We start from the raw sequence: 13,231 nt of genomic DNA, 5'->3' as shown, positions 1-13,231 counted from the left end.
TCCGCCGGAAGTGGTATCCGGCTTAGCCAAAAACAGAGACTGACATCATGGATATCGTATTTATAGAACAACTCACCGTGTTCACCACCATTGGCGTTTACGACTGGGAACAGGGCATGCAGCAGAAGCTGGTGCTCGATGTCGAAATGGCGTGGGACAACCGTCGTGCCGCGGTGAGTGACGATGTGAACGACTGTCTGAGCTATGCCGATGTCACCGAGGTTATCCTCAATCATCTGCAGGGCCAGCGCTTTGCCTTAGTCGAACGCGTGGCGGAAGAAATTGCCGATCTGTTGATGAATCGTTTCAAAACCCCCGGAGTACGCATCAAAGTCGGGAAACCTGGCGCGGTGGCCCAGGCAGCGACCGTTGGCGTGCGTATTGAGCGCGGGACTATTCCTAAATAAATCATCCGTGATTGCCATCACAATGAAACCAAACCAAATTATGGTGTGTCTCACTTGAGGCCGTTGCGCTAACGGACGCGAAGTTGCCGATTTTCTTAAGGTTTCCTTCAGCGTGGCGCAGGCATAATTTTAGGCGGTAGCACCTTGCGACCGCCTTTTTACTGTTTAAAACGGATAGAGGAAAAATTTTGATGGCAGATATTCACCAGCTTTGGGTTGCTGCAATCCTGGGGGTTGTGGAAGGCCTCACGGAATTCCTGCCGGTCTCTTCTACGGGCCATATGATCATTGTTGGCCATCTGTTGGGTTTTGAGGGTGATAAAGCTGAAACCTTTGAAGTTGTCATTCAGCTGGGTTCAATTTTAGCGGTAGTGGTGATGTTCTGGCGCCGCCTGTTCGGACTGATTGGTATTCACTTCGGTAAGGAGCCGCATGAAGGCACCGGAACCGGGAAACTGACGCTGATTCACATCCTGTTAGGTATGGTTCCCGCGGTGGTGATTGGTCTGGTGCTCCACGATCAAATCAAAAGCCTGTTTAATCCGATTAACGTGATGTACGCGCTGGTCGTTGGTGGTGTGTTGCTGTTGGTCGCGGAGTACTTCAAGCCGAAACAGCCTAAAGCGGTAGGTATCGATGATATCACTTACCGCCAGGCGTTTATGATTGGCTGCTTCCAGTGTCTGGCGCTGTGGCCGGGCTTCTCGCGTTCGGGTGCCACCATTTCTGGCGGTATGCTGATGGGCGTGAGTCGTTATGCCGCATCGGAGTTCTCGTTCATCCTTGCGGTGCCAATGATGATTGGTGCGACTGGCTTGGATCTTTACAAGAGCATGGGCTTCCTGACGATGCAGGATTTCCCGATGTTCGCCGTCGGCTTCGTGACCGCCTTTATCGTTGCGCTGCTGGCCATCAAAGTGTTCCTGGAACTGATTAAGCGTATTTCGTTTGTCTCGTTCGCTATCTATCGCTTTATCGTGGCGGCGGCGGTTTACGCCATCTTCATGTAAGCGCGGCGTGCGGCCAGTTATGCTGGCCGCACGTTGATCAACCCTTCCTGTACTGCCATTACCCGACGACGCGTCAACTCTTCCCGCACGGCTGGACCTTTAAAACCTGCTGCAACTACCTCCTTCGTCGGTACCGCCTGAGACAGTGCAAACGCCTGACGTAAATAATCGCCTTGTGGATAGGCCAGGCTTTCCATTCCGGTGCGACCGCGCGCATCAGCTTCGCTGGTTAGCGCCATCTTCTCAACGCGATCGGGCTTACGCCACGCATCAATGCGATCAAACAGAGCCACCAGTGACTCCGCTGACTGACGCTCAATGGTGTGGACGATATCGTGGAATTCGGTGACGATTAACGCCAGATCGCGCACCTGATTGGGTACGCGTAGCCGCTGGCACAGTGCCTCGACAATCGGGACGCCAGCTAAACCGTGACCATGATGGCTCGGCCATTTTTCCGGCGGCGTCAGCGCCTTACCGACATCGTGGAACAGCGTGGCAAAGCGCACGTCCAACTCCTCTGAGAGGGCGGCAGACATCGTCAGCGTCATTAGCGCGTGCACGCCGGTATCAATTTCGGGATGCCATTTGATCGGCGCCGGAATGCCGTACAGCTTATCCAACTCCGGGAACAGCACCTGCAACGCACCGCAGTTACGCAATACCTGAAAATAGACCTGCGGGTTGCGGGTCAGCAGGGCTTTTTCGGTCTCTTTCCACACGCGTTCGGCCGTGAGGTCAGCTAACTCGCCGCTCTCCGCCATCTCACGCATTAAGGCCTGAGTTTCATCCGCGACACGGAAATTGAGGTGGGCAAAACGGGCAGCGAAACGCGCCACGCGCAGGACGCGCAGCGGATCTTCGTTAAAGGCGGCGGAGACATGGCGCAGGGTGCGATTCGCCAAATCCTGCTGTCCGCGATAAGGGTCGATTAAGCTGCCGTCGTCGGCCTGCGCAATGGCATTGATGGTGAGATCGCGGCGCTGCAAATCCTGCTCCAGCGTCACGTCCGGGGCAAATTGTGTGATAAAACCGGTGTAGCCTTTGCCATTTTTGCGTTCGGTACGCGCCAGTGCATACTCTTCACGACTGCGTGGGTGCAAAAAAACCGGAAAATCCCGGCCCACCTGCTGATAACCTTGTGCCAGCATCGCTTCAGGTGTGGCACCGACCACCACCCAATCTCTATCTTTTACCGGCAAACGCAGTAAGGCATCACGCACCGCGCCACCGACCAGAAACGTCTTCACTCAACCACTCCAGAGGCAATGTATTCTGCGCGCCGTGCACGCATGTTGCGTTATTGTTGCATACTTTGGCTAAATATCGGGCACGCCAAAAGGGGCATCTTACGATCCCCTTGAAGAAAAGAACAAATCGGCGTGGTGGTTTAGTTCATCCAGCGATCGTTTTTCTTACGGCGTGGCACCATGTGCGGCAATACCAAACCAAGCAGTAAGCCGACACCCAACACGCCGCCACCATACATAAACCACTGCATGATGATGGTGCGCTGTTTGTCATCCAGCTGGACGTTCGCGGCGCTGACTTTCTTCTGCGCGACAATCAGCTCATTTTTCAGCTTCTGATTTTCCGCTTTCAGGCCGTCAATGGTGCCGTCGCTGTTCGCCACTTTGCTCTGCATTTCAGAGGTGCGCTGATTCCAGCTGTTGTCGATATTCGCCAGCTTAGCGGTGAGATCTTTGACCTGTTGCTCCAGCTGCGGCACGCGGGTGCGCAGGCTAGGTTCGGCACTCAACTGGGACAGTGGGATCCAGTTGGTTTTCCCTTCGGCATCACGAATCTGACCATATTGGGAATCGTTGTTGACCTGCAACAGGGTGACTTCCTCTCCGGCATTCAGCTTGCCAATCAAGCGATATTGATCGCCCGGACCGCTGCGTACCCAAGTGGATAATTCATCGGAGATATAACGCTTTTCGTCAGCAGCATGAACGGGGGCGATGGCGCTAAATGCCAGCAAAGAAAGGGCAGCAAGTGTGATTTTTTTCATTCGATGTCGTTTTTTCTTAATGGCGTAAAATTACCGGCACAGTCTGGAGACGCTTCTCAAAAATCTGAATGAGAACTATCCTGGTCTCAATCTGGTGCGAAAAGGGTCGTAAAAGCACAAGAAAGCGGAGACAGCGGGCTTCCGGTGCATTACTCTTCGCCAGATTAAACTCGTAAGTGCCAGCAGCGTATTGAATAAAAAATTATGACCATCGAAATCGAATTAAAGTTCATTGCCACACCACAAGCCGCCGAAAAACTCGGTGAAACCCTTGCCGCGTGGCCACATCAGCACTTCGCCGCACGCGAGCTGACAAACATCTATTTTGAGACCGATGACAATCAGCTACGTCGTTGGGATATGGGCCTGCGCATCCGCGGTGTCGATCAGCGTTATGAGATGACGCTGAAGGCCGCCGGAAAAACCGTAGGCGGTCTGCATCAGCGCCCGGAATATAACGTCGACCTCACTGAGCCTACGCTGGATATCGCCCAGCTGCCGGCCGAAATCTGGCCAGAAGGCACCGATGTCGCGGCATTACAGCAGCGCCTGCAACCGCTGTTCAGCACCCACTTCCAGCGTGAAGCCTGGCTGGTGCAGTTTGGTGAGAGCGAAATTGAAGTGGCGTTTGATCGCGGAGACGTCGCCGCAGGTGAATTGAGCGAGCCTTTGTATGAAGTGGAGCTGGAGCTGAAAAGCGGCCAGCGTGCCGACATGCTGCAGTTCGCAGAAGCCTTGATCACCGCTGGCGGCCTGCGCCTGGGCAGTTTGAGCAAAGCGGCGCGCGGTTATCAGCTGGCTCAGGGCAATCCTGCCCGTCCACTGCGTGCGTTAGCGCTGCAAAAAATCGGCGCCAAAGCCACGGTAGAGCAGGGCATGGTCAATGCGATGACCGCCGGTCTTAACCAGTGGCAGTACCACGAAGAAGTCTGGCTGCGCGGAAATGCCGATGCCAAAGAAGCGGTGATGGATGCGCTGGAAACCCTGCGTCAGGCGTTTTCGTTGTTTGGTGCGCTGGTACCGCGCAAGGCGAGCAGCGATCTACGTCAGAAACTGACGCGTCTGGATGAGCTGTTAGCGGATGCGGAAATTGATGCGGAAACCGCCTGTTTCTCACCTGTCTCTGTTGATGCCCAGTTAGCACTTACTCACTGGCTAGTGGAGTCGAAATGGCAGAACTGGCTGGATGATAAGAGCAAAAGCAAGCTGCAGGGTTCGTTCAAACGCTTCAGCGACATCATGCTCAGCCGAATTGCTGCCGATCTGCGTGAGACCTTCGTCGATGTGCAGCTGTTTAACGAATTCCAGGACAAATCCACGCGCCTGAATCGCCAGCTGTTAGCGGTGCATCTGCTGGCAGGGGCTTACCCAGCGGAAGAGGTGAATGTCTGGCTGGCAGGCTGGCAGGAACTGCAGCATGCGATCCGCATCCAGCAGGATCGCGGGTTGATTCAACTGGTTAATCTGGCCATTCGGCCATCGCCGTTCTGGCTGAATAGCGGAGTGAAACGCTAAGCCGGACGCACAATCGAATCAGGGAGGGAAGATGTTGTTACCGTTACCGGCGCTGATGCAGGCGCAGTTAGCTATCGTGGCCGAGCGCCTGAATATGCCGCCTTCCGCCTTTACGGCAGAGCAGGCGGGCGCGCTGACCTTTAGTGACTTTATCGTTGATAACCTGCAGCAGCATCCGGAGTGGTGGCAACAGCTCCAGCAGCAACCGCCTGCACCAGATGAGTGGCAGCACTACAGCACCTGGCTGAATCAGGCGCTGACAGGTGTGGAAAATGAAACTTCCCTGATGCGCGAACTGCGTCTGTTCCGCCGCCATATGCTGGTGCGTATGGCGTGGATGCAGGCGCTACAACACGCCAGCACCGAACAGAGCCTGACACAACTCAGCACGCTGGCGGAGATTCTCATCGCTGCCGCTCGTGATTGGGTGTGGCAGGATTGCAGCCGCGATTTCGGCACGCCGTGCAATGAAGCCGGTGAAGCGCAGCCCATGCTTATCCTCGGCATGGGCAAGCTGGGCGGCGGCGAACTCAACTTCTCTTCCGATATCGACCTGATCTTTGCCTGGCCGGAAAACGGCGTGACGCAAGGTGGCCGTCGCGAACTCGATAACGCCCAATTCTTTACCCGCATGGGCCAGCGCCTGATCAAAGTGCTGGATCAGCCGACCGTGGATGGTTTCGTCTATCGCGTGGACATGCGCCTGCGTCCGTTTGGTGACAGTGGCCCGCTGGTACTGAGTTTTGCTGCACTGGAAGACTACTACCAGGAGCAGGGGCGTGACTGGGAGCGCTATGCGATGGTTAAAGCGCGCCTGATGGGCGACGATCAAGGCCACTGGAGCCAGGAGTTGCAGCAGATGCTGCGGCCGTTCGTCTATCGCCGCTACATCGATTTCAGTGTGATTCAGTCGCTGCGCAACATGAAAGGCATGATTGCCCGTGAAGTGCGGCGTCGTGGCCTGAAAGACAACATCAAACTCGGCGCGGGCGGCATTCGCGAAACCGAATTTATCGTGCAGGTGTTCCAGCTCATTCGTGGTGGACGTGAGCGCTCACTTCAGCTCCGTTCCCTGCTGCCAACGCTGCAGGCGATTGGTGAACTGGCTTTGCTGAGTCCGGCGCAGGTGAAACATTTGCGCGAGGCCTATCTGTTCCTGCGTCGTCTGGAAAATCTGCTGCAAAGCATCAATGATGAGCAGACGCAAACCCTGCCGGAAAACCCACTTGATCGTCAGCGTTTAGCCTGGGCGATGGGCGCGGCGGATTGGGATGCGCTGATGGTGCAACTTGAACAGCAGATGGCGGGGGTGCGCAGCATCTTTGATGAACTCATTGGTGATGATGCACCAGACGTGGACGATCAACCGCAGCTGGCAGAATTTGCGGGTCTGTGGCAGGACACGCTGGAGGAGAGCGATCTCATTCCTGTTGTGCCACAGCTGAACGAAGCGCAACGTCACGCGCTCTTCGAATCGCTGAACAGTTTCCGCCAGGATGTCAGCCGCCGTACCATCGGTCCGCGTGGGCGTCTGGCGCTTGATCAACTGATGCCGCGCCTGCTGAGCGAAGTCTGTCCACGCGAAGATGCTGATGTGGTGCTGGGGCGTCTGACACCGCTGCTGCTCGGTGTATTGACGCGTAGCACCTATCTGGAGCTGCTGACGGAATATCACGGGGCACTGCGCCATCTGATCCGCCTGTGTGCCGCCTCGCCGATGGTCGCCAGCCAGCTGGCACGTTATCCGCTGTTGCTGGATGAACTGCTCGATCCCGCCACGCTGTATCAACCCACGGCCACCGATGCCTATCGCGATGAACTGCGCCAGTATCTGCTGCGCATTCCCACCGATGATGAGGAACAGCAGCTGGAAGCGCTGCGCCAGTTCAAGCAGGCGCAGCATCTGCGCATTGCCGCGGCCGATATCGCTGAAACGCTGCCGGTGATGAAAGTGAGCGATCACTTAACCTGGCTGGCAGAAGCCATTATCGAATCGGTGGTGCAGCAAGCGTGGCAAATGATGGTGCAGCGCTATGGTCGTCCTTCGCACCTCACCAGTGACAGCGAACGCGGTTTTGCCGTGGTCGGCTACGGCAAACTGGGCGGCTGGGAGTTGGGTTACAACTCGGATCTGGATTTGGTGTTCCTGCATGACTGCCCGGACGATGCGGAAACCGATGGCGAACGCGTGATTGATGGCCGCCAGTTCTACCTGCGGCTGGCGCAGCGCGTGATGCATCTGTTTAGCACGCGCACCTCCTCTGGCATCTTGTATGAAGTCGATGCGCGCCTGCGTCCGTCTGGCGCGGCGGGCATGCTGGTGAGTACCTTTGCCGCCTTCGATGATTATCAGCGTAATGAAGCCTGGACCTGGGAACATCAGGCGCTGGTGCGCGCGCGTATTGTGTTTGGCGAGACGGCGCTCTGCGATCGTTTCAATGACATCCGTCGCGGCATTCTTTGCCTGCCGCGTGAGCGTCCTGCACTACAAAAAGAAGTGCGAGAGATGCGCGAGAAAATGCGTGCCCATCTTAGCAACAAACACAAAGGACGCTGGGAGATCAAAACCGATGAAGGCGGCATCACCGATATTGAATTCATCGCGCAATATCTTGTCTTAGGCTACGCGGCAGAGCAGCCTGCGTTGACGCGTTGGTCGGACAATGTGCGAATTTTTGAATTGATGGCGCGTCAGGAGATCATGGATACAGAGGAAGCGCAGGCGCTGACTCACGCATATGTCACGCTGCGTGATGCATTGCATCATCTCGCATTGCAAGAGCTGCCGGGGCACGTCGCGCCGGAATCTTTTGCTACTGAGCGTGCAGCCGTGCATCGCAGCTGGCAACGCTGGCTGGCTGCCACCGAATCTGATAGCGCGGAAGCGTAAAATAACGCTTCGCCCCTTAGTGACCCGGCATACAGGAAGGCGCGCAGCCCACGCACCTGTGGCTCGAAGTATCATCGGGGTATGTTATTATCCGCGCATAATTTTGACCGTAGTCTGGAGTCTTTGGAATGAAAGTAACGCTGCCCGCTTTTGGCAAAGCCGCTGTGCTGGTTGTTGGCGATGTCATGTTAGATCGCTACTGGTATGGCCCAACCAGCCGTATCTCGCCTGAAGCCCCGGTACCGGTGGTGAAAGTCGATACCATCGAAGAGCGTCCAGGCGGCGCGGCCAACGTGGCGATGAACATTGCTGCACTGGGTGCGGGCTCGCGTTTGATTGGCCTGACGGGTGAAGACGATGCGGCACGTGTGCTGAGCGAGACGCTGGAAAAGGTCAAAGTCGACTGTGATTTTGTCGCAGTGAAAAGCCATCCCACCATCACCAAACTGCGTGTGCTTTCGCGCAACCAGCAGCTGATCCGCCTCGATTTCGAAGAGGGTTTCGAGCAGGTTGATCCACAGCCTATCCACGATCGTATGCGTCAATCGCTGGCGCAGGCCGGTGCATTGGTGCTGTCAGATTACGCCAAAGGCGCGTTGAGCAGCGTGCAAACCATGATTCAGCTGGCGCGTGAAGCCAACGTGCCGGTGTTGATCGACCCGAAAGGCACGGATTTTGAGCGCTATCGCGGTGCGACTCTGCTGACGCCTAACCTGTCTGAGTTCGAAGCCGTGGTGGGTAAATGCAAAACCGTGGAAGAGATTGTGAGCCGCGGCATGCAGCTCATCGCCGATTATGAGCTCTCCGCGCTGCTGGTCACCCGCTCTGAAAACGGCATGACGTTACTGCAACCGGGCAAAGCGCCGCTGCATCTGCCGACGCAGGCGCAGGAAGTGTTTGACGTCACCGGTGCAGGTGACACCGTCATTGGCGTGCTGGCCGCCGTGCTGGCGGCCGGAGACAGTCTGGAAGAAGCCTGTTTCCTCGCCAATGCGGCAGCGGGCGTGGTCGTGGGCAAACTCGGGACTTCAACCGTGAGCACCGTTGAGCTGGAAAACGCCATTCATGCTCGTCCCGACAGCGGGTTTGGTGTGATGACCGAAGCCGAGCTTAAAGCGGCGGTGGCGCTGGCGCGCCAGCGCGGTGAAAAAGTGGTGATGACCAACGGCGTGTTCGACATCTTGCATGCGGGCCACGTTTCCTATCTTGCCAACGCACGTAAGCTGGGCGACCGTCTGATTGTTGCGGTAAACAGTGATGCTTCCACCAAACGTCTGAAAGGCGAAACCCGTCCGGTTAACCCGCAGGAAAACCGTATGATCGTGCTCGGTGCGCTGGAAGCGGTGGATTGGGTGGTGCTGTTTGAAGAAGACACGCCACAGCGTTTGATTGCGGGTGTGTTACCGGATCTGCTGGTGAAGGGCGGCGATTATAAGCCGGAAGATATTGCGGGCAGTAAAGAGGTTTGGGCCAACGGCGGTGACGTGCGGGTGCTGAACTTCGAAGACGGTATCTCCACCACCAACATCATCAAGACGATTCGCAGCCACTAACGGCGAGCACTGAGATCCCAGATGATTCGCCGTCACTACAAGCGAGCACTGGGATTTCGAATGATTCGCAGCCACTAACGGCAAACTCTGAGAGTTCAGACGATTCGCCGTCACTCACGGCGATCGTAGGGCAAGTGGATACAAACTCAACAGGCGGCCAAAAGGCCGCCTGTTATTGTCTGCGAGCAATGTATGCTCAACGGGTGCTGGCAAGTGATATATGCCCAGCGAGTCAGTGGTTTACTGCGGAGTGTCGATTTTACCCGCCGGATCCGGTGTCACTACCGCGGGTGCCGGTGCGGCTGGGCTCTCACTTTCCAGTTTTGCCAGGCGCTGTTCCAGTGCGGCCAGCTTCTCACGCGTGCGCAGCAGTACCTGCGTCTGCACATCAAACTCTTCACGATTAACTAAATCCATGCGGGTTAACTGCGCCTGCAATACCTGACGAATTTTCTTTTCGACATCGTCGCCAAAGTCGCGAATCCCTTTTGGCATGGCTTCATGGACCTGGCGAGCCAGTTGTTCAATTTTTTTCGTGTCGATCATGATGATTTCCTGGTTGCGGTGGCTGATAACAGCACGTGTTCCGACTCAACAAAGGTTAAGTGTAATGCCTGAAACGAAAAGGTTAAACCTGAATTCCGCATCGCAGTAAATGCAAAAGCATTTGCGCTTTTGTCGATTGCCCGTCCAGATGATTGGCGTTATAGTGACCTCGCTTATTCTCAGGGCGGGGCGAAATTCCCCACCGGCGGTAAATCAGCTTCGGCTGAAAGCCCGCGAGCGCTTTCGCTGCAAAGTGAAAGGTCAGCAGATCCGGTGTAATTCCGGGGCCGACGGTTAGAGTCCGGATGGGAGAGGGTAACGACATCAGCCGGGCTTACGCCCGCGTCACGTTTTTGCCATGTGTATTATTTGCGCACTCCTAAGCACGCCCTGGTTCTGGTAACTCATATATTTTTTATAAGGTTTTTTACCATGAATCAGACGCTTCTTTCTGAATTTGGCACGCCGGAACAGCGTGTAGAACGCGCCATCGATGCGCTGCGTAACGGTCGCGGTGTGATGGTGCTCGACGATGAAAATCGTGAAAACGAAGGTGACATGATCTTTGCCGCCGAAACCATGACCGTAGAGCAAATGGCATTAACCATTCGCCACGGCAGCGGCATTGTCTGCCTGTGCATCACTGAAGAACGCCGCCAGCAGTTGGATCTGCCGATGATGGTAGAAACCAACACCAGCTCTTATGGCACTGGCTTTACCGTCACCATTGAAGCAGCGGAAGGTGTCACCACCGGAGTTTCTGCCGCTGACCGAGTCACCACGATTCGTGCCGCTGTGGCAGATGGCGCTAAGCCGAGCGATCTCAACCGTCCAGGCCATGTCTTCCCGCTGCGCGCGCGCGAAGGTGGAGTGCTGACGCGTGGTGGTCACACTGAAGCCACCATCGATTTGGTGACGTTAGCAGGTTTCAAACCCGCCGGTGTGCTGTGTGAATTGACCAATGACGACGGCAGCATGGCGCATGCGCCAGAAGCGATTGTGTTTGCCAAACAACACGATATGCCGGTCGTGACGATTGAAGATCTGGTGGCATATCGCCGCGAGCGTGAAACGCGCCAGGCAAGCTAAGCCTCAGTTATCGTCATCAAAAAATCCGCGGCTTCTCCAGGCTGCGGATTTTTTTAGCGCTTAAGTACGTTTTTAAACCCCATTTTCACTGCCCATCGACTGCACAAATTCTTATTCAAATTCCCTGATAGAGATCATCACAGTTATCAGCGTTAATCCCGGCACGAAAGCGCGTATCGTAGCGGCTAATAAAGCGACACTTTCGTCAGAGGAACCATCATGAGCCACAACCGTATGCCCGCCCTGTTTTTAGGTCACGGCAGTCCGATGAACGTACTGGAAGACAATACCTATACCCGCGCATGGCAGCATCTGGGGGCAACATTGCCACGTCCGCGCGCCATTCTCGCAGTGTCGGCACACTGGTACACACGCGGTACGGCGGTGACGGCCATGCAGAATCCCCGCACCATCCATGATTTTGGCGGCTTCCCGCAGGCGCTGTTTGATGTGCGTTATCCGGCTCCGGGCTCGCCAGAGCTGGCACAGCAAGTGATCGATCTGCTGGCACCGATTGACGTCCATGCCGACCAGGAGTGGGGATTTGATCACGGCTCATGGGGCGTGCTGGCAAAAATGTATCCGCAAGCCGATATCCCGGTGGTGCAGTTAAGTATCGATGGGACGCAATCGGCGCAATGGCACTTTGAATTAGGTCGCAAACTGGCGTCACTGCGTGACGAAGGCGTGATGATCGTCGCCAGCGGTAACGTGGTGCATAACTTGCGGATGCTGCGCTGGCAGGGTGCCGCCACAAGCTATCCATGGGCAGAAAGCTTCAATGAATTTGTGCGTGAGAATTTGAGCTTTGCCGGTGAAGCAGCAGATCATCCGTTGGTGAATTATCTGCAGCACGAAGGTGCAGAGATGTCCAACCCAACGCCAGAACACTATCTGCCGTTGCTGTATATTCTCGGTGCGCGTGCAGCTGAGGAGTCGATCAGCATTCCGGTGGAGGGGATGGAGATGGGCGCAATCAGTATGCTTTCGGTGCAGGTAAGTTAATCAACTGGCCGCCCGCGTCTGACGGGCGGCACAGCATTTATTCAATAAAGGTATGCGGGTAGAAGCGTGACAGATCCTGAGTGATCAGCGCGCGATCTTCACGAATGCCGATACCAGCGGGTTGATCGTCAATCAGCCAGCTACCGATCAAGGTGTAGCTGTCGCTGAACTTCGGCAACGGATGGAACTGCTGGATGATCATTCCCTCTTCGCCGTACGGACCTTCAGCACGGGCGATCTCCTGACCATTTTCGATGATGCGAATATTGGCACCTTCACGTGAAAACAGCGGTTTCACCACATACTTGTCCATCTGCGGGGCATTTTTGTCGTCGGCAAAGTAGGCGGGCAGCAGGTTGGGATGGTCAGGGAACATCTCCCACAGCAGCGGCAGCAGCGCTTTATTCGAGATAATGCTTTTCCATGCCGGTTCTAACCAACGCACACCGGCATCTGCCAGCTTGGTGGAAAACACTTCACGCAGCATAAATTCCCACGGATAAAGCTTAAACAGGTTGCTGATCACCTGGTCATGCTGATCGGTAAACTGGCCTCTTTCACCCAACCCAATATCATCGATATACAGGAATTCATTCGGCAGGCCGGCTTCGGTGGCGCAATCCTGCATGTACTGCACTGTGGCGCGATCTTCTTCGGTATCACGGCAGCAGGCAAAGTGCAGCCAGTTAAAACCGTGCTCCTGATGCAACGCGGCAAAGCGCTCAATCAGCTTTTCCTGCAGGCTATTAAACTGGTCACTGCCTTGTGGCAGGTTGCCCGCATTGACTTGATCTTCCAGCCAGATCCACTGGAAAAAGGCCGCTTCATACAGAGAGGTCGGCGTGTCGGCGTTATTCTCCAGCAGCTTGGCATCGCCTTTACCGTCCCAGGCTAAATCCAGACGGGAATAGAGCGACGGCTGACGCAGCTTCCACGAGTCTCGTACGAAGTCCCAGGTGTGTTTGGGAATGCAGAAGCGGGTGAGCAGTTCATCACTGTTCACCACTTTTTCCACCGCCTGCAGACACATCTGATGCAGTTCAGCGGTGGTATCTTCTAATTGCTCAACCTGTGCGAGGGTGAACTGGTAATAAGCGTCTTCACACCAGTAAGGTTCACCGTACATGGTGTGAAATTGGAAGCCATATTCGTTGGCTTTTTCGCGCCAGTCCGGACGTTCGCTGATAGCAATACGTTGCATA

At 55.6% G+C, this 13,231-nt stretch carries 11 protein-coding genes and 1 riboswitch; of the genes, 7 read left to right on the top strand and 4 right to left on the bottom strand.

Annotated features, from left to right (window positions below; translation table 11 throughout):
• Positions 1-47: 47 nt before the first annotated feature.
• Together folB and bacA are read left to right on the top strand one after the other, a co-directional pair.
• Positions 48-407 carry a bifunctional dihydroneopterin aldolase/7,8-dihydroneopterin epimerase gene (gene folB, locus ACCW76_RS04305; RefSeq protein ID WP_034828354.1) on the top strand — a complete coding sequence of 120 codons (360 nt, stop codon included), beginning with the start codon at positions 48-50 and terminating at the stop codon, positions 405-407.
• 191 nt (positions 408-598) lie between these two features.
• Positions 599-1,417 (top strand): undecaprenyl-diphosphate phosphatase, encoded by an 819-nt coding sequence (gene bacA, locus ACCW76_RS04300; RefSeq protein ID WP_038644661.1) that lies wholly within the window; start codon positions 599-601, stop codon positions 1,415-1,417.
• Positions 1,418-1,434: 17 nt separating this feature from the next.
• Here the strand turns inward: bacA and ACCW76_RS04295 are convergent, their stop codons facing one another.
• Both ACCW76_RS04295 and ACCW76_RS04290 read right to left on the bottom strand, forming a co-directional pair.
• Complete coding sequence (locus tag ACCW76_RS04295; RefSeq protein WP_436337851.1) at positions 1,435-2,667, bottom strand: multifunctional CCA addition/repair protein; 1,233 nt, start codon at positions 2,665-2,667, stop codon at positions 1,435-1,437.
• A 140-nt stretch (positions 2,668-2,807) separates the two neighbouring features.
• A complete protein-coding gene (locus tag ACCW76_RS04290; protein ID WP_034828360.1) occupies positions 2,808-3,431 on the bottom strand; it encodes a TIGR04211 family SH3 domain-containing protein in 624 nt (207 codons plus the stop codon).
• Positions 3,432-3,635: 204 nt separating this feature from the next.
• On the opposite strand from ACCW76_RS04290, the gene ACCW76_RS04285 reads away from it, so the two are divergent.
• The 3 genes from ACCW76_RS04285 to hldE all read left to right on the top strand — a co-directional run bounded on the left by ACCW76_RS04285 (position 3,636) and on the right by hldE (position 9,389).
• Positions 3,636-4,946 (top strand): inorganic triphosphatase, encoded by a 1,311-nt coding sequence (locus ACCW76_RS04285; protein ID WP_436337850.1) that lies wholly within the window; start codon positions 3,636-3,638, stop codon positions 4,944-4,946.
• Between the two features lie 31 nt (positions 4,947-4,977).
• On the top strand, positions 4,978-7,836 hold the full coding sequence (gene glnE / locus ACCW76_RS04280) for a bifunctional [glutamate--ammonia ligase]-adenylyl-L-tyrosine phosphorylase/[glutamate--ammonia-ligase] adenylyltransferase (protein WP_436337849.1): 2,859 nt from the start codon (positions 4,978-4,980) through the stop codon (positions 7,834-7,836).
• 128 nt (positions 7,837-7,964) lie between these two features.
• Positions 7,965-9,389 (top strand): bifunctional D-glycero-beta-D-manno-heptose-7-phosphate kinase/D-glycero-beta-D-manno-heptose 1-phosphate adenylyltransferase HldE, encoded by a 1,425-nt coding sequence (gene hldE / locus ACCW76_RS04275; protein WP_045814806.1) that lies wholly within the window; start codon positions 7,965-7,967, stop codon positions 9,387-9,389.
• A 240-nt stretch (positions 9,390-9,629) separates the two neighbouring features.
• Here hldE and ubiK read toward each other — a convergent pair whose 3' ends face one another.
• The gene (gene ubiK / locus ACCW76_RS04270; protein WP_034828368.1) at positions 9,630-9,935 is read right to left on the bottom strand and encodes a ubiquinone biosynthesis accessory factor UbiK; all 306 of its coding nucleotides are present in this window, start codon (positions 9,933-9,935) and stop codon (positions 9,630-9,632) included.
• A 171-nt stretch (positions 9,936-10,106) separates the two neighbouring features.
• A riboswitch (FMN riboswitch) is annotated at positions 10,107-10,256 on the top strand.
• A 111-nt stretch (positions 10,257-10,367) separates the two neighbouring features.
• Here ubiK and ribB point away from each other — a divergent pair.
• Together ribB and ygiD are read left to right on the top strand one after the other, a co-directional pair.
• Positions 10,368-11,024, top strand: a complete 657-nt coding sequence (gene ribB / locus ACCW76_RS04265; protein ID WP_034828370.1) for a 3,4-dihydroxy-2-butanone-4-phosphate synthase — start codon at positions 10,368-10,370, stop codon at positions 11,022-11,024.
• A 219-nt stretch (positions 11,025-11,243) separates the two neighbouring features.
• Positions 11,244-12,029 carry a 4,5-DOPA dioxygenase extradiol gene (ygiD, locus tag ACCW76_RS04260; RefSeq protein ID WP_436337848.1) on the top strand — a complete coding sequence of 262 codons (786 nt, stop codon included), beginning with the start codon at positions 11,244-11,246 and terminating at the stop codon, positions 12,027-12,029.
• 37 nt (positions 12,030-12,066) lie between these two features.
• Here the strand turns inward: ygiD and ACCW76_RS04255 are convergent, their stop codons facing one another.
• Positions 12,067-13,230, bottom strand: coding sequence for a glutathionylspermidine synthase family protein (locus ACCW76_RS04255; protein ID WP_436337847.1), 1,164 nt, complete (start codon positions 13,228-13,230; stop codon positions 12,067-12,069).
• Position 13,231 lies beyond the last annotated feature (1 nt).

The sequence above is a fragment of the Pantoea sp. C8B4 genome, from assembly GCF_051336905.1.
Taxonomy (GTDB): Bacteria; Pseudomonadota; Gammaproteobacteria; order Enterobacterales; family Enterobacteriaceae; genus Pantoea; species Pantoea rwandensis_B.
This window is presented reverse-complemented; position numbering and strand designations above follow the sequence as displayed.